This is a genomic window from Bacillus cereus group sp. Bce041 (assembly GCF_052646455.1).
In genome coordinates this window covers 1-16,871 of the sequence record NZ_JBQXON010000005.1, presented here as the reverse complement: position 1 = coordinate 16,871, position 16,871 = coordinate 1, and the positions used below count along the sequence as shown (strand labels likewise).

Genomic DNA, 16,871 nt, shown 5'->3' with positions numbered 1-16,871 from the left:
AGAAGCAATCATGTATCCTCTTTTTTATGACTGGGGGGATGGGAATGATAGAAAAACTTGCATTCATTACATATGAACAACATAAAAAATTAGTGCAAACAATAGTAGCGGAAGTCTTATCTATGGAAAAGGTAAATGGATTCATGCTAATTGGATCTGTTGCAAGAGGCGATGCATATCCTGAATCTGATTTAGACTTCTATATTCTTTTAGAAGACGGACAAAAGAAGAAATTTCATTCTGAAATGAGAGAAGATATTTTAGTTGAATATAAGGGTGCAGATTTTAATCAAATTCAAGTAAACTTTAAAAACAATCCGATGGAACTATACTCATTTCTAGAAGGGAAAATTTTGTTTGATAAAAGCGGTGAGTTAAAAAAGTTAAAGGAAATAGCTACATATGAATTTGAAAACTATCGTGTTTCAAGCGACAAAATGAAGGGCATTTCTCATTGGTTGCATAGTTCGCTTATTAAAATTCAATCTGCTTTAAAAGCAAATGATGAGTTAAAAGCTTCATACTTAGTTCATACGTCAACTTGGACATTGTTAGAAGGGATATGGGCTATTAATAATAAGCCAGTACCGCCAGCGGGATCTGCTTTAAGGTATATTCAAACGTTGCCGAATAAGCCAATTCATTTAGATGAGTTACTTAATAAGCTATTTTTAGGTGATACAACAGAGCGCATCCCTTCAGCAATTTTCCTGGTTGAGTGGGTTCTACACAATCTGGAAAATAAATAATGAGACTATTTTATATAGGTACATTAATATTTCACGTCGAACAGTTTATATAATTGCAGTCATAAAAAACGTTCTAGGCTATGGAGAAAAGTATTAGACTTATAAAGCATAGTCTTAGATGGAACGCTTGAATATCTTGCCTTACATATTTAAGGGTTATGAAAATGAGTCTATATCCCTTCTTTTTAAAAGGAGATGAGTACATGAAGCTGAATCATTTAAATTTATGTGTTGATGACTTATCAGAAGCGAGACATTTCTTTGAAACATTTTTTGATTTTCAATTTTTGGAACAAAAAGGGAAAGCACTTGTAGTTATGAGTGATGAAAGTGGATTTATACTTGTGCTGAGCGATCCAAAAGCATTTAAGGGAAATAAGGAAGTTATGTATCCTGAAGCTTTTCATATTGGTTTTTTAGTGGATACTTCAAATGAAGTTGATCAAGCGTATAATCGTTTAGTAGCAGGCGGCATTGAAATAGATAAGGAACCTTATTCGATGCGAGGTAGTAGTTATGGTTTTTATTTTACAGTATTTAATGGCTTATTAATTGAAGTGTCTTGTCTTGATTATAGAGAAGGTAAGAAAGTTTCAAAGCTTAATAGCGATCAACAAGAGTAATCATTTGAAGGTGTATAAAATTTAAGTATGTATCATATTAGAAGACGGATTATGAAAGTTTCACTGTAAAGTAAAAAAGACAGACTAATAAATAGTCTGTCTTTTCACATTAATTCTTCACATCATCATAAAGTTCAAGTGCCTCTTTCACATTCAATCCATTTTTCACAATGCCATGTATTGCTTGGATCATCGCAGCTGGGTGCTCGGATTGCCATATGTTTCGGCCCATGTCTACTCCAATTGCTCCTTCTTGCAATGCATTGTACGTAATGTTTAATGCGTCTTCAATTGAATCTAGTTTTGGGCCGCCCGCGATGACGACTGGGGCAGGGCATGTGCTCGTTATTTTTTCGAATCCTTCGCAGTAATACGTTTTAATAATATCAGCACCCATTTCAACACATACGCGGGAAGCAAGTGCTAGAAAGCGAGCTTCACGTTTTTGTAATTCCTTTGCGACTGCGGTAATGCCGAGTACTGGTAGGCCGTAATCGTGAGCTTCAGAGACTACATTTGCGAGATTTGTAACAGTTTGTGTTTCATAGTCTGATCCGACAAAAACAGAAACGCCAACGCCAATTGCGTTTTGCTTCACTGCTTCCTTCACAGGTGTAACAATTGTTTCATTCGCTAAATCTTTACCGACGACAGTAGCGCCACCAGATACACGCATAACCATCGGTGTGTTGCAGTTTTCAGGAATGCAGGAGCTAAGTACACCGCGTGTTAAAAAGAGGGAGTCTGTATAAGGAAGTAAGTTTTTAACTGTTTCAAGTGGTTGTTCTAGTCCGTGAATTGGTCCTAAGAAATAACCGTGATCTATTGCTAACATAACCGCTCTACCATCAGGTAAAATTGTATTTAATCGATTTTTAAATCCCCAAGTCATTCAAAATCACTCCTTCGTTAATGTTGGATTTTCCGTTTGTACCGTATCTTTATTTGGTAAATGTGGTGACTTTATAAAAACAGCTTTAAAAGGTTTGTCAGAATGGTTAATCAGATAGTGAGATTCATGAGGGCGAACTTGCAGGACATCACCTTGTTTAATGGGAACTCTTTCGTTATTTACATAGAAGTCTATTTCACCTTCTAACGCATAAAAAACTTCTTCACACGTTGTATGGTAATGATTTTGAAATTCTTGCCCAGGCTGAATGACAACAAGACCAAGATCAATATTCGGGCCTTGTATTAAATATTTCGGCCCGTTATCACCGAAGCGATAGGAGAAATCATTTTCATTCGCTTTTAACATACAGTTCACTCCTTTATGTAAATGAGTTACAGTGCACCAGGTGCAATCCACATATGTGTTGTAAGTCCTTTATCAGCTAAAGCGAGCTGACTGCTATATACGGTTTTCCATGTTTCATAGAATTCTTTGTATAGCTCGTGATTTTCAGTGATTGGTTCAAATGTATTTTCCCACTGTACAAATTGTTCGGCAGTCTCTTCCATAGATGAATATATGCCAGCGCCAACTCCGGCAGCAATTGCAGTTCCTAAAGCAGCTGCTTCTTTCACAACTGGTACTTTTACAGGAATGCCGAGTACGTCTGATAGAATTTGTGGCCATAGTTTCCCTTTAGCGGCACCGCCAGCAAAAATGACTTCAGAAGGGAATGTACCAGTAAGATTTTCAATTAGTTTTAAGTTTCCAAGTGTAACGAAGGCCGCATTTTCTTCAATAGCACGGAACATTTCCTTTTTTCCGCATTTGTCAGCGTCTAAACTTAAATTTAAGAATGAAGGTGCGGCATGACGCCAAGAAATGTAGTTCATAACGTTTGAAAAAGTAGGGATAATACCATATGAACCGACAGGTACGTCTTTCGCTTGTTCTTCTAGTAATTCATAAGCATCTACACCGAGTTTATCAGCAAGTTTCTTTTCTTCTTGGCAAAAAGCGTCTCGAAACCAGCGCATAACGAGACCTGGGAAAAAGGCGATTGTTTCATATTGCCATAGGTTCGGAACGACGTGACAATTTACTCGAATCGCAGCATGTGGATCTGTTATTGGCTCAGTAACATTCACTTCTTGTTGCCAAAAGCTACCCCCGCATATTAACGTTTGATTCGGTTTCACGATTCCTGTTCCGAGCGATGCCATTTGAGCATCTCCACCCCCGGCGACGACAGGAATCCCTTCACGTAATCCAGTTAATGCTGCACACTCTTTTGTAACGTTGCCAATTACTGTACCAGCTTCATTTACTGTTGGTGAAAATGGCAAAGATAGACCGCACTCCTTAGCGACATCGTTATCCCACACTCTATTTTGTAAGTCAAAAATACCTGACGTGCATCCGTTTGAGGGATCAATTTGTAGTACGCCGCTTAGTTTATATAAAATCCAATCGTTTAACATTGTAAAAGAGTAAATATTATTATAGACGTCGGGTTCATGTTTTTTTATCCAGAGTAGGCGTGGTAAAGCACTTAATGAAAAAGTTTGACCAGACTTTGTATATAAATCTTTTTCAAGATGTGACCGAATTTCTTTTAATTCACTAACTTCGACGGATGCGCGCCCATCAACATTTGCACACGCCCATATTTCTTGCCCATCTTGATCATATAAAACAAATCCTTCTCGCATACTTGTAGCGCTAATAGCAAGAATTGAAGAGGCAGGAGTGTTGCTTTTTTGAAGCACCTCTTTCGTACATTCTTGTACTAGCTTCCAATTTTCTACTACATCAAAGTTCATAGAGCCTGGATAACGAAGGTCAGATTTGTGAATCCATTCTTTTTGACTTACTGCAATTTGATTACCATGTAAATCAAAAAGAACTGCTCGAATGCTCCCTGTACCAGCATCGAAAGCTAATAAATGGGACATTAACAATCACCATCCTTTCGTAATAAGGAGAGGGCAGTTTCCTCATCGGTAATTAATGAATGAATAAACTTTCCTTTTAAGGCACCATAAATTGCATCTATCTTTTCAGTACCTCCAGCAACACCGACGACATGCTTCATATTGCGCAAAATAGAGAGGGGCGTGCCAATTAGACGATTGTGATGCGAGAGCTCTAATAAATCGCCATTTGTATTATAAAACTGTCCTAAAATATCGCCAGCACCGTTTTGACTACGAATATATGTCATCTCACGTAGTGTTAATTTTTCTTCTTTTACAATCGTAGCGTCTTGAGATAATCCCCCAATACCGACAACAGCCGTATGAGCAAGTGAAGCGACTTGAAGCATATCTTTTACACTCGGTTCTGATAGAATACTTTGTGCCATTTCGGTTGTAGACGCTAGAAACGGCGTAGGGATAATGTGAAGTTCGCCTTGCATGTAGTGTAAATAGTTTTGTTTTCTCGGGAGATAGTGATTTACCCCGCCTGTGAGCGTTACGATTGAAAGGTTGATAGAACTTTCAAAATGAATGTTTTCTAGCATTTTGCTAATTGTTTCTCCCCAGCCAATACCGAGTAAATCACCTTGCTGGAGATGAGTTTCTAAATATTGTGCAGCAGCTTTTCCGAGAGAAGCGTGATAATTGTTTACTGGGGTAGGGATAATAAAAGCATCTTTTAAGTGGAATTTTTTCATTAGGTCACGCTCAATACTTAAACAGTGCAAACCAGTCCCTTTTACGTGAAATGTAACGATACCTTCACTTCGCGCTTTATCTAATAACCGGACGACTTTATTTCTTGAAATATGAAGAAGTGACGCGATCTCCTGTTGTGTTAATTGGTCTTTATAATAGTACCAAGCTACTTTAGTTAATAAATTTTCTTCAAAGTTCAGCTGAGTCATACTCTTCATCCCTTTCAACAATTGACCACAGCTTAAACATATGTACCATATATTTTGTTTATTCCAGTTGAAACGATTAATAGTACGTAGAAAAAAGTGTTCTAGATATAAAAAAAGGAATATACAATGCTACAAAACAAGTAGAACAAATAATCATTTTCTCAAAAAATGTTCTGGATAAAGGCAGGTGACATCATGTGGAGAACGTACCTTTATTACAAGTAAAGAAAATGAGTAAGGCGTTTTTAAATCAACTTGTATTAAAAGAAGTGAACTTACAAGTAGAGCGCGGAGATATATACGCTTTAGTGGGGGGAAATGGCGCCGGGAAATCAACATTAATGAAAATATTAACGGGGTTATATTCGTATGATGATGGAGAGATGTATGTAAAAGGAAGGAAGCAACAGTTTTCAAATCCATCAGAAGCACACCGAAAAGGTATTTATTTAATACCGCAAGAACCACTCATTTTTCCGCATATGACTATTGAAGAAAATATATGTATCGGGTTAAAAGAAAAGAAAAAGAAACTAAAAGTACAGATTCAGCAATTGATTAGCAGCTTAGGATGGGATATTGACCTTAATAAACTAGGAGGAACATTATCGATTGCGCAACAACAGTTAGTAGAAATCGTTAGAGGATTAATAAGAGAAGCTGAGATTCTTATTCTAGATGAGCCAACATCGACATTAACAACACACGAAATTAAGAGTCTTTTTGTGTTGATGAAAAGTTTACAAGAAAAAGGAATTGGGATGATTTATATTACGCATCGTTTTCCAGAAATCTTTGAAATTGCCAACAAAGTAGCAATACTACGTGATGGAATGGTTGTAAGCCAAGGTGATGTATGTGACTATACATATGACATGCTGATGGAGGGACTATTGCCAAAAGGATATAAACAGAAAGAGAAAATAGAAGTAGTTCAAGAGACAGTAAAGACGAAAAAAATATTAGAAGTGGTTGATATAAATGGTCACGCATTCGAAAATATATCATTCACTGTACATGCGGGTGAGGTTGTAGGTGTTGCTGGCATTATAGGATCTGGCAGAACGGAATTAGCAGAAGCGATATTTGGATTGAAAACTATAAAATCAGGGTCTATCTTATTGGGTGGAAAATCAATTGATACGTGTTCTTTGCATAAAAGGCTAGACGAAGGACTAGTTTATGTGCCAGAGGATAGGGCGAGGAATGGAATTTTCTCAATTGCTTCTGTTAAAGAAAATATTGCAGCAGCAAGTTTATATCAAAATAATCGCTTTTTTATAAATAAAGAAAAAGAAAGCGCTTTAGTTAATTCGTTTATAGAACAGTTCCGAATTGTTGTACAGGATATGAATAAAGAACTGGCATCTTTATCAGGAGGTAATCAGCAGAAGGTCGTGCTTGCGAAGTATCTTGCATGTAATCCTAAAATTATTATTCTTGATGAGCCGACTCGCGGAATTGATGCGAAAGCAAGGCTTGAAGTGTATGAGACGATAAAAAAAATGAAAAGGGAAGGACTCGCAATTTTATTAATCTCTTCAGATGTTGAAGAAATTGTCCAATTAGTAAACCGTGTATATGTAATGAGAAATGGGCGATTTGTTTCTCATATGGAAAAAGAACAACTGAGTGTGAATGAAGTTACACGCCTTGCATACGGAGGTGTAGCGGAATGAAACATATGTTAAAAATGCATGAAACGTCTATCATACTGTTACTACTAATTTATATAGCTATTGTAGGAATGATAAACCCTAGTTTTATTCAATTTAACTCGTTATCTTTACTGATGAAATCAAGCGTTATTTTAGTCGTGCTAGCAATCGGTCAATCGTTCGTCTTATTTACGAAAAATATAGATGTATCAGTTGGTTCAAGCATGGGGTTAAGTGCAGCAGTTTGCGGAATGATGTTAACGAATGGGTATAGTGCATTCTTGTCGATATTTGTAGCTATTATACTTGGGGCCATTATTGGTTTCGTAAATGGTATTGGAGTTGCGAAGTTTCGGGTACCAGCCATTATTATGACATTAGGCATGTTAGGAATTATTAGAGGTACAATGTTAATTTTCACAGGCGGGAAGTGGATTGAAGATATTCCAAACGATTTTAAGCAGCTGTCATCTATCATCATTCTTGGTTTACCTATAACTGTATGGTTCGTTCTTATTATTTTACTACTACTATACTTCTTTTTAAGAAAAGTGCCATTGGGAAGATACTTTTATGCGGTAGGTGATAATGAAGATGGCGCGAGGCTTATTGGTATACCTGTAAATAAAGTGAAGATATATGCGTTTATGATTTCAGGCATAAGCGCTGCGCTCGCTGGTTGCATATTTGTTATGAATATCGGTTTCGTGCCAAATCAAACAGGTACAGGATTAGAATTACAAGTAATCGCAGCCGCTGTACTAGGAGGAATTCATTTAAAAGGAGGAACAGGATCTTTATTTGGAGCTGCATTAGGAGCGTTATTTTTAGAAACAATAAGTAGCTCACTCGTCTTTTTAAAAATACCAGCATTTTGGAATAATGCTATTTCAGGTTTTTTATTATTACTTATCATCATATTAGATAGTGTTATGAAAAAGTGGAAGGCAGAAAGGAGGATGAATCTATGAAGTATGTATATAGATGGGAAGGGGTTCTAATTGTATTACTTCTTGTAGAATTCATCCTTTTTAGTTTAATAAATAGTGATTTCTTAAATATTAGTAATCTCCTTTTTAGTACAAATGATTTCCTATTTATCGCAATTGCGGCGATACCAATGACTTTTGTTATAGTAACAGGAGGAATTGATGTATCGATCGGCTCAATAATGGGGCTCACTTCAATCTTAATCGGTGTACTTTGGATGAACGGAATACCTATTTTGTTTGCTGTTATAATCGCCCTAATAATTAGTTGTTTAGCAGGCGCTTTAAACGGACTCATTATAAAAATGACGGATGTAGAACCACTCGTCGTTACACTCGGAACGATGTTTTTATACGGGGGAATTGCCCTCGTCATTTCAGGAGGGGCAGGTGCTTCTGGGTACGAAGGAATAAGCGGTTTACCTGACACATTTGTACAACTGGCAAACGGTAGTTTTATAGGAATACCGAATTTATTATGGCTACTGATCGTATTAACAGTTTTATGTACTGTATTATTTCACCGAACTATATACGGGCGCCATGTAAAATTAACAGGTGCGAACGAAAATACAGCAAAATACACCGGGATTAAAACGAAAAAAGTAGTCATTATCGCTTACATACTTTCCGGGTTAGGAGGTGGATTAGGAGGTGCTTTCTTAACCGCATATTTTGGTTCCGCACGTGCTGATATGGGAAGTGAAACAATTTTACCAATCATTACAGCAGTCGTATTAGGCGGGACACTTATTACGGGGGGAAAAGGAAGTATTATTGGTACTGTACTAGCGAGTATTTTTATTGGGCTCATGCAGTATGGCTTGCAAATGACGGGTTTAACAAATGAACAATCCAATGTAGTAATAGGTATTATCCTTATTCTTTCAGTTATTATGAGACATTTCAAATTACATCAATTCTTAGCGGAGAAAAGAAAGAATTTGCATAAGGGGGAAATGTCATGAAGAGAAAACTGGGGATTGTATTGATTGTATGTATTTGTTTAATCGGTTTAATTGCGTGTTCTAGCCAAACGGCAGATAAGAAAAAGGTTGATGATGTGAAATTTGCATTTATTCCGAAATTAACAGGAGTTGGTTTCTTCACATCGGGTGGTGAAGGGGCAAAAGAGATGGGAGATAAGTTAGGCGTGCAAGTGAAGTATGATGGACCGTCTGAAGCGAGCGTATCCGGGCAAGTAAAGTATATAAATAATTTTATTAACCAAAACTATGATGCACTTATGGTTTCCTCTACATCAGTTGATGGTTTATCGCAATCACTACAACGTGCTAAGAAAAAAGGAATGACTGTCTTAACGTGGGATTCTGATGTGAATCCGAAAGATCGTTCTTTTTATATAAGCCAAGGAACACCAGACCAACTTGCTAATTTATTAATAGAAATGACTTCAAAGCAAATTGGAGATAAAGGAAAAGTAGCCTTCTTTTATTCTAGCCCGACAGTAACGGATCAAAACCAATGGGTAACGAAAGCGAAAGAAATTATTAAAAAGAAATATCCGAACTGGGAAATTGTAACGACGCAGTACGGTGAAAATAATGCGCAAAAGTCTTTGTCAGTAGGAGAGAATATTTTAAAAACGTATCCTGATATTAATGCAGTCATTTGTCCAGATGCAACGGCACTTCCGGCAATGGCACAAGCAGCTGAAAATTTAAAAATGGATAAAAAGGTTGTCGTAACTGGCTTCTCTACACCAAACGTTATGCGTGATTACGTAAAACGAGGAACAGTAGCACAATTTGGTTTATGGGATGTAAAACAACAAGGTGCTCTCGCAACGTATGTAGCAAATGAAATTGTTGTAAAAGGGAAGAAGTTAAAAGTAGGGGATAGCTTCGAAGTAAAAGGAATTGGAAAAGTGAAGGTAGAGCCAAACTCCATTCAAGGATATGATTATGAGGCAGAAGGGAATGGAATTATCGTATTACCAGAACGAGTTGTATTTACGAAAGATAATATTGATAAGTATAATTTTTAGTAGACAAAAAAACGTCCGAATATATCGGACGTTTTTTTATTTCTTCATTAATTATGAACAGTTTCTTTTTCGTTTAATCCAAGTGTACGACCAGTAGAAGTGTGAAGATCTTGGAACAATCTTGGATTTTCAGTTAGTGAAATGCCATATGAAGGAATCATTTCTTTTATTTTTTCTTCCCATTCTATCATGCGGCTTGGGAAACATTTTTCTAATACTTCAAGCATGACGTGAACAGCAGTAGAAGCACCTGGTGATGCGCCTAGTAATGCGGCGATTGAGCCGTCAGCTGCACTTACTACTTCTGTACCAAATTGAAGTGTCCCTTTACCACCAGCATCAGTATCTTTAATTACTTGTACACGTTGCCCAGCAACTACAATATCCCAATCTTCACTTTTCGCGTTCGGAATGAATTCGCGTAATTCTTCCATACGTTTTTCGTGTGATAACATAACTTGCTGAATTAAGTATTTTGTAAGTCCCATTTCTTTTACACCAGCGGCTAACATCGTTAAGACGTTATTCGGTTTTACAGAACCGATTAAGTCAAGATTTGAACCTGTTTTTAAGAATTTAGGTGAGAAGCCTGCGAATGGTCCAAACAGTAAAGCTTTTTTATTGTCTATATATCTCGTATCTAGATGAGGTACAGACATTGGCGGAGCACCAACCTTAGCTTTACCGTACACTTTCGCATGATGTTGCTCTACAACTTTTTGGTTTTTACATACCATAAATAGTCCACTTACCGGGAATCCACCGATATGTTTTGATTCAGGGATACCAGTCTTTTGAAGTAGAGGTAGGCTACCGCCACCGCCGCCAATAAAGACGAATTTAGCAGTATGATGCTCAATTTTACCACTATTCATATCGTGTACTTTTACTTCCCACAAACCATTTTTCGTGCGCTTAATATTTTCGACACTATGCTTGTAGTTTAGCTCGACATTTTTTGTTTTTAAGTAATCAAACAACATACGTGTTAATGCACCGAAGTTAACATCCGTTCCAGAGTCAATCTTCGTTGCCGCCATCGGTTCATTAGATGTGCGGCCTTCCATAATGAGTGGAAGCCATTTTTTTAATGTTTCAGGAGCATCAGAAAATTCCATTCCTTGAAACAGTGGATTTTTTGAAAGCGCTTCAAAACGGTTTTTTAGAAACTCAACATTTTTTTTCCCTTGTACTAAACTCATATGAGGTAGTGGCATAATAAAATCTTGTGGATTACGAATTAATTTGCTCTTTACAAGATATGCCCAAAATTGTCTTGAAAGCTGGAATTGCTCATTCACTTTTACAGCCTTACTAATATCTATAGATCCGTCAGCTTTTTCGGAAGTATAGTTCAGTTCGCATAGCGCAGAATGCCCTGTACCTGCATTATTCCATTCGTTAGAGCTTTCTTCCCCGGCACTTGCGAGTTTTTCAAAAACTTTAATTTCCCATTCTGGTGCTAATTCTTTTAGTAATGAGCCTAACGTTGCACTCATAATTCCTGCACCAATTAAGATAACGTCTGTTTTTTGCTGCATGTTGCTCATGATAATCTCTCCATCCCCTATATTGGCAAAAAAGTGTAGGTGTTTTCTATGTCTAAGCCGTAAAAGAGAAACACCGCCTAGGCCCCACCTAGGTGTATACCTTTTTTGTCTCAATTATATAACCATCTCATACTCTATTATAATAATTAATAGACTAAAATATCTAGTGTTATCTGATAATTTTAAACTATTTAACGTTTTATTCGCTAAAAATCTTATTTAACAAGCTCTTTTAAGGTGATAAATAGAAAAAAATTACAGTTTGAAATTATCTCGAAAAAGCTTACGTATCCTTAAGTGACTAAATCGAGTACCTTTTTATAGGATTATTCTTTCTATAATGGTAAGATTATTCTGAAAAATAAAAAGGAGGGACTCTAATGTGTACAAAAGAACAAATTTCAAACTTATTTCGAAACTTTTCAATAAAGGAATGTAAAGGGTCAAGTGATTTATATGAATATTTATCAATGAAAATTGCTGAAGATGAGGAAGTACTTACACTATCGTCCTATGCTCAGGTAGGTCAACCAGTCCCAAACTTACTATTAGGTGCAGTACATTATTTATTGCTAGCAGGGAAAGAACATCATTTAAAAACGTATTATAGTAGTTTAGTTGAAAATGCTGATACAAATTTAGATAAAGCTTTTAATCATTTTAAAGATTTCTGTAAAGAGTACCGAGAAGAAATCATTACTTTGTTACAAACGAAACTCGTTCAAACAAATGAAGTAAGACGGTGCGCATACTTATACCCAAGTTTCTGCTACATATTTAACAAAGTGAAGAAGCCGTTAGCGTTAATTGAAATTGGGACAAGTTCTGGGTTGCAACTGTTCTGGGACCAATATAGTTATTCGTACGGGACGGATGAAATGTACGGAAATATAAATTCAAATGTGCATGTAACTTCTGAAATAAGAGGGGAAAATGTGCCGCATTTTCTAAAAGAAAGCCCATCTGTCGTAGAAAGAATTGGACTGGACTTACATGTGAATGATTTACATAATGAGGAAGATTATTTATGGTTACGTGCTTTAATTTGGCCAGAACATAAAGAAAGGCTTGAGATGTTTGATCAAGCTGCATCTTTAGTGAAAAATGAATCTGTCCAATTAATAGAAGGAGACGGTGTAGAGCTATTATCATCTATTATTGAACAAATAAGTGAAGAAGCTGTTATTTGTATTTTCCATACACATGTTGCAAATCAAATACCAGAACAAGTAAAACATAAGTTAGAAAAACAAATACAAGAAATTGGCGCAAAACGTGATGTATTCCACCTGTATAACAACATGTGGGATCGTGACCTTCATATTGATTATTATATTAACGGAAACGAATATCGTGAAACGGTTGGAGAAACAGAAGGGCACGGGAGATGGTTTAGCTGGAAGATTGGAAATGAGACGCTTATTTAGATTAATAGGGGCGCCCTCACTTGTAAAAGATGGGTCCATAGGCTCAAGCATTGACTAAATGGTTAAGGAATAAATGTATTAGTAACATACAAAAAATGCTTCGGAGAAATCCTAAGCATTTTTTGAATTACATTTAAACCCCATAATGGATCATGTACTTCTGTTCTGCTGCAGCTTGTACAATTTTTGAAGCTAACTCATTCAGCTCATCAGATTTTCTGAAGAACTTTGAGGATGTAACTGTTTCATAGAAAATTGCTAATGATTCAGGCGGGATAATTGTAATACCACAATAAGCTAAACCGTATTTCTGATTTTTGACTGTATGGAAGTAGGTTTTCATAATTGATAAATTTTGATTTAAACTACTGATAATATCATCATCAACAGAAATACAATGATATTTCTCTGGTGTATAATCTTCGTAATTTTTTTGAATAGTAAAATCGTCAATTATTCCAAAATCATGGACAGATGCCATCATTATCATCCTTTCAAATTTAATAAAGTGATTTCTATTAAAGTAAAATGGTCATTCGTTTAAGTGTAATAGAAATAGTTATGTAGTTCATAAAATATCTTCGGTTCTTCTTCGTGAAGACAGTTTATTTATCGATAAACTCATCGGGAGCCCAAGTGGCGATTTCATTCCCAGGTGTAGCGACTACAAGCCATTGCTCACATAGGACACCAGCTTGCCAACATTCATAATAATCATGAAAACCATTTAAAAAAATAATTTGTCCACTCTCTAATGTAATAATTAAATGAGGGCTTTCTAAGCCGAGTTGTATATCGGTAACTTTTTGTCTTCTTATCTTACATATTCTTTCATATTCTTCTTCCTCAGAATAAACTTCAAATTCAGCTTCATTTAATGGGTATCTTTTTTGAGGTTTATTAAATAAAAACCATTTGGATTCGATATTGATATATAATTGTCCGTCATAATCAACTGAGTCGTGAAAGTTTGTGAAATGAATCTTTATAGCGGCTGGAGAAATACCAAATTGTAATCCATCAACTTGTGATCCGATGAATAGATTTTTTAACACTTTTTCAGCGTAAATTTTATCCTCTTGATTCATTCTTGAAATCCTCCTTTTCTTAAAAATATACCTTATATTTTTATTGTAATAAATAAATTTTCATGTAAAATGAACCTTTTGTGAAAAACGAGCGAATATAGTGTGAAAGATCACGAGAGGGGAATGAAACTTTGGATGAAGTACAATTAAAAGAATGGCTATATAAACGAAAGTATGTTATCCAAAAAAGAGCTTGAGAAAGTTTTACTTTCGGTGATTGAATAGTTATTCGGTATAAGTGATTGATAATTATATTATGTAAACTTACTTTTACAAAACATCCATTTTTTAAAATGGATGTTTTGCATTTAGATAGATTAGGTGGAGTATATAGTTTAAAAAAGCGGAATACTTTGCGGAAAGTTAAAGACATTTTTCGGATCATATTTCGCTTTTACTTTCATTAATCGGTCAAAGTTGCAACTGAAGTATGCATCTGGCCAATTTTTAATGGATAGGTCAGGCGTATTAACGTAGACACCTTTTGTAAATGGAAGCATCGCTAAGCGGAAGTCTTCAACCCATCGAATACTTCCAGCGGCACCTTCTGGTTGCTCCCAAGTAGCGAATATTGACATGTTTGATAGTGCTTTTCGGTAAAAGTAAGCAGTTGCCTCATTTGGCACCTCAGCAACAGCACCGCCTAATCCGTGGAAAAATACGGAGGTGGTGGAAAAGGGTAAGTTAAATCGTAATTTCTATTTGATTGCCTTCTGGATCGCCTATTACACTTTCATAATAGCCATCTCCAGTAAAACGTGGTCCATTTAATAAAGGATAACCAGCATCTTTTATCACCTTTGTCAGTTCATTCACACGTTCTTCACTACCGACAGAAAAAGCCATATGAGCATAGCCAGTTATGTTTAAATTAGGCTTATTTTCAATCCCTTTTTTACGCATAAGTTCAAGTCTTGCTCCAGATTCGAACGTAATAAAATAAGATTCAAATTGTTTCGTTTTATTATAATATAAAGAGTTTGCTTTACCATTAAAGTATTTCATATAAAAATCACGCATACATTCTATGTCATTTGCCCAAATTGCAATATGTTCAATTTTCATAGGTTTCACCAATCCTATCTGTATCAATTAGGCTTCCACTGTATTAAATTTGCATTTGCATTGCAACAATTTTGCTTCGCTATTAAAGCTAGTTGTTAATTTTTGATTATGTACGTACATACAATATGTAATTAAGTGAATGACCATCATAGTAATTACAGAAAAGGGTGAATGAAGCTTATGAATCAATTTGAGCAAATGATGTACGTTGGTGTCATCATGTCTATTGTACTATCCGTAATGATTTTAGGGTCCTTATATTATAATCCACGACTTTCTTTAACTGATTATCCGAAAGATATTCAAAAAGTAGTTTTTCCAAAATCGATTCATGAAAAAAAGCAAACCATTTATTTTAATATTGTATATAATACTATTCTTTTCGGTAGTCCTTTCGTTTCTACATATATACTACATAAGCATGAAAAGTTAATGTATATGGATTCCTATTTACACACTTTTGGTATTTTAATGATTTTCAATTTAGTAGATTTACTTATAATTGATTGGCTAATTTTTTGCTGGATTACTCCAAGGTTTGTTGTGATTCCTAGTACGGAAGGTATGAAAGGATATAAAGATTATAAGTTTCATTTAAGAGGGGCTATAGTCGCTACTCAAATTTTAGCAATCGTAAGTTTATTTTTGGCGGGAATTGCCACAACTATTTAGTGTGAAGAAGGGCATGGAGCTTTTATAAAAGATAAGGAGATTTATAATATATAGAATTAGAAATAAGAATTTGTTAGTATTGAAGTGAGGATTTTTAATAACAGTATATTAAGCCGTATTAATATACTGTTGCAAATGTTTTGATATTATGTAAAATTATACAATTTTACGGAGGCATTTGATAAAATTCAAAAAAATTTAATGGAGGCTAATATGAAAAAAGTAATTGGCGCAGCAACAGCAACTGTTTTTGGATTAGGAGCGTTTACCACAACTGCTACCGCAGAAACAATCGTAACAGCAGATGTACTTAACGTACGTGAAAAACCGACTACAGAATCAAAAGTGGTCGAAAAAGTAAAGAATGGGCAAGAGTTAAAAGTCATAAATACCGAAGATGGCTGGTCAAAAATTGAGTTGAATGGTAAAGAAGTGTTTGTAAGTTCGGAGTTTACAAAAGATGTATATCATGTAACGGCGAATTTGTTAAATGTACGTACTGAAGCAAACACGGATTCAGAAATTCTTGGCAGACTAAAAAAAGATGATGTAATTGAATCAACGCATCAAGTAAAAGACGGATGGCTGCAATTTGAGTATAAAGGAAAAACTGCTTATGCAAACGTTTCTTTCCTATCAAGTACAGCACCAACTGAAAAGAAAACTGAAGAGAAAACGAAGCAAGTAGCGAAAGTACAAAAATCAGTTAAAGAAAAGAAAGAAATAAAGACGCAGAAAGTAGCAAAAGCGAAAGAAACAACGAAAGCACAAGAAATAGTAAAGCCTAAAGAAGAGGCAAAAGTAGTAAAAGTTAAAGAAGAAGAGAAAGCGCAAGAAATGGTAAAACCTAAAGAAGAGGCAAAAATTAAAGAAGAAGTAAAAGTTAAAGAAGAAGAAAAAGCGCAAGAAATAGCAAAGGCTAAAGAAGAGGCAAAAATTAAAGAAGAAGTAAAAGTTAAAGAAGAAGAGAAAGCGCAAGAAATAGTAAAGGCTAAAGAAGAAGTAAAAGTTAAAGAAGAAGAGAAAGCGCAAGAAATAGTAAAGGCTAAAGAAGAAGTAAAAGTTAAAGAAGAAGAAAAAGCATAAGAAATAGCAAAAGCTAAAGAAGAAGAAAAAGCAAGAGAAATAGCAAAAGCTAAAGAAGAAGAAAAAGCAAGAGAAATAGCAAAAGCTAAAGAAGAAGAAAAAGCAAGAGAAATAGCAAAAGCTAAAGAAGAAGAGAAAGCAAGAGAAATAGCAAAAGCTAAAGAAGAAGAAAAA

Annotated in this window: 17 protein-coding genes and 1 pseudogene; 9 read left to right on the top strand and 9 right to left on the bottom strand. The window is 35.5% G+C overall.

Annotated features, from left to right (window positions below; all coding sequences use genetic code 11):
- Positions 1 to 44: 44 nt before the first annotated feature.
- Both ACUN13_RS16980 and ACUN13_RS16975 read left to right on the top strand, forming a co-directional pair.
- Positions 45 to 749 carry a nucleotidyltransferase family protein gene (locus tag ACUN13_RS16980; RefSeq protein WP_000570640.1) on the top strand — a complete coding sequence of 235 codons (705 nt, stop codon included), beginning with the start codon at positions 45 to 47 and terminating at the stop codon, positions 747 to 749.
- A 203-nt stretch (positions 750 to 952) separates the two neighbouring features.
- Complete coding sequence (locus tag ACUN13_RS16975; protein ID WP_000773080.1) at positions 953 to 1,372, top strand: VOC family protein; 420 nt, start codon at positions 953 to 955, stop codon at positions 1,370 to 1,372.
- Between the two features lie 109 nt (positions 1,373 to 1,481).
- Here the strand turns inward: ACUN13_RS16975 and lsrF are convergent, their stop codons facing one another.
- From lsrF to ACUN13_RS16955, 4 genes are read right to left on the bottom strand one after another with little or no spacing between them, the layout of a single operon-like run.
- Positions 1,482 to 2,264 carry a 3-hydroxy-5-phosphonooxypentane-2,4-dione thiolase gene (lsrF, locus tag ACUN13_RS16970; protein WP_000219765.1) on the bottom strand — a complete coding sequence of 261 codons (783 nt, stop codon included), beginning with the start codon at positions 2,262 to 2,264 and terminating at the stop codon, positions 1,482 to 1,484.
- Between the two features lie 6 nt (positions 2,265 to 2,270).
- Positions 2,271 to 2,633 carry a cupin domain-containing protein gene (locus ACUN13_RS16965; RefSeq protein ID WP_000909986.1) on the bottom strand — a complete coding sequence of 121 codons (363 nt, stop codon included), beginning with the start codon at positions 2,631 to 2,633 and terminating at the stop codon, positions 2,271 to 2,273.
- A gap of 26 nt (positions 2,634 to 2,659) precedes the next feature.
- The gene (gene lsrK, locus ACUN13_RS16960; protein WP_445423886.1) at positions 2,660 to 4,222 is read right to left on the bottom strand and encodes an autoinducer-2 kinase; all 1,563 of its coding nucleotides are present in this window, start codon (positions 4,220 to 4,222) and stop codon (positions 2,660 to 2,662) included.
- Complete coding sequence (locus tag ACUN13_RS16955; protein ID WP_000192709.1) at positions 4,222 to 5,154, bottom strand: sugar-binding transcriptional regulator; 933 nt, start codon at positions 5,152 to 5,154, stop codon at positions 4,222 to 4,224. The genes lsrK and ACUN13_RS16955 overlap by 1 nt, the downstream gene beginning before the upstream one ends.
- Before the next feature lie 197 nt (positions 5,155 to 5,351).
- Here ACUN13_RS16955 and ACUN13_RS16950 point away from each other — a divergent pair, with 197 nt between their 5' ends.
- The 4 genes from ACUN13_RS16950 to lsrB are packed head-to-tail and all read left to right on the top strand — an operon-like array spanning position 5,352 to position 9,809.
- Positions 5,352 to 6,833: a sugar ABC transporter ATP-binding protein gene (locus tag ACUN13_RS16950; RefSeq protein WP_000432615.1), complete on the top strand. Its 1,482-nt coding sequence runs from the start codon at positions 5,352 to 5,354 to the stop codon at positions 6,831 to 6,833.
- Positions 6,830 to 7,783 carry an ABC transporter permease subunit gene (locus ACUN13_RS16945; RefSeq protein ID WP_000682144.1) on the top strand — a complete coding sequence of 318 codons (954 nt, stop codon included), beginning with the start codon at positions 6,830 to 6,832 and terminating at the stop codon, positions 7,781 to 7,783. Before ACUN13_RS16950 ends, ACUN13_RS16945 begins: the two co-directional genes overlap by 4 nt.
- On the top strand, positions 7,780 to 8,769 hold the full coding sequence (locus ACUN13_RS16940; protein ID WP_000878521.1) for an ABC transporter permease: 990 nt from the start codon (positions 7,780 to 7,782) through the stop codon (positions 8,767 to 8,769). Before ACUN13_RS16945 ends, ACUN13_RS16940 begins: the two co-directional genes overlap by 4 nt.
- Positions 8,766 to 9,809 (top strand): autoinducer 2 ABC transporter substrate-binding protein LsrB, encoded by a 1,044-nt coding sequence (gene lsrB, locus ACUN13_RS16935; RefSeq protein WP_000823665.1) that lies wholly within the window; start codon positions 8,766 to 8,768, stop codon positions 9,807 to 9,809. The genes ACUN13_RS16940 and lsrB overlap by 4 nt, the downstream gene beginning before the upstream one ends.
- 47 nt (positions 9,810 to 9,856) lie before the next feature.
- Here lsrB and ACUN13_RS16930 read toward each other — a convergent pair whose 3' ends face one another.
- Positions 9,857 to 11,359, bottom strand: coding sequence for a malate:quinone oxidoreductase (locus tag ACUN13_RS16930; protein WP_000069140.1), 1,503 nt, complete (start codon positions 11,357 to 11,359; stop codon positions 9,857 to 9,859).
- A gap of 380 nt (positions 11,360 to 11,739) precedes the next feature.
- Between ACUN13_RS16930 and ACUN13_RS16925 the strand changes: the two genes are divergently transcribed.
- On the top strand, positions 11,740 to 12,786 hold the full coding sequence (locus ACUN13_RS16925) for a DUF2332 domain-containing protein (protein ID WP_063220891.1): 1,047 nt from the start codon (positions 11,740 to 11,742) through the stop codon (positions 12,784 to 12,786).
- A 133-nt stretch (positions 12,787 to 12,919) separates the two neighbouring features.
- Here ACUN13_RS16925 and ACUN13_RS16920 read toward each other — a convergent pair whose 3' ends face one another.
- The 4 genes from ACUN13_RS16920 to ACUN13_RS16905 all read right to left on the bottom strand — a co-directional run bounded on the left by ACUN13_RS16920 (position 12,920) and on the right by ACUN13_RS16905 (position 14,939).
- Positions 12,920 to 13,270, bottom strand: a complete 351-nt coding sequence (locus tag ACUN13_RS16920) for a short-chain dehydrogenase (protein ID WP_075677206.1) — start codon at positions 13,268 to 13,270, stop codon at positions 12,920 to 12,922.
- A 121-nt stretch (positions 13,271 to 13,391) separates the two neighbouring features.
- A complete protein-coding gene (locus ACUN13_RS16915) occupies positions 13,392 to 13,874 on the bottom strand; it encodes a hypothetical protein (protein WP_088345534.1) in 483 nt (160 codons plus the stop codon).
- A 335-nt stretch (positions 13,875 to 14,209) separates the two neighbouring features.
- The gene (locus tag ACUN13_RS16910; protein ID WP_002025969.1) at positions 14,210 to 14,500 is read right to left on the bottom strand and encodes a BBE domain-containing protein; all 291 of its coding nucleotides are present in this window, start codon (positions 14,498 to 14,500) and stop codon (positions 14,210 to 14,212) included.
- A gap of 58 nt (positions 14,501 to 14,558) precedes the next feature.
- Positions 14,559 to 14,939: a VOC family protein gene (locus tag ACUN13_RS16905; RefSeq protein WP_445423885.1), complete on the bottom strand. Its 381-nt coding sequence runs from the start codon at positions 14,937 to 14,939 to the stop codon at positions 14,559 to 14,561.
- Between the two features lie 180 nt (positions 14,940 to 15,119).
- Between ACUN13_RS16905 and ACUN13_RS16900 the strand changes: the two genes are divergently transcribed.
- Positions 15,120 to 15,611, top strand: coding sequence for a nitroreductase (locus tag ACUN13_RS16900; protein ID WP_142292950.1), 492 nt, complete (start codon positions 15,120 to 15,122; stop codon positions 15,609 to 15,611).
- A gap of 213 nt (positions 15,612 to 15,824) precedes the next feature.
- A pseudogene (locus ACUN13_RS16895) lies at positions 15,825 to 16,871 on the top strand (SH3 domain-containing protein); the annotation flags it as partial.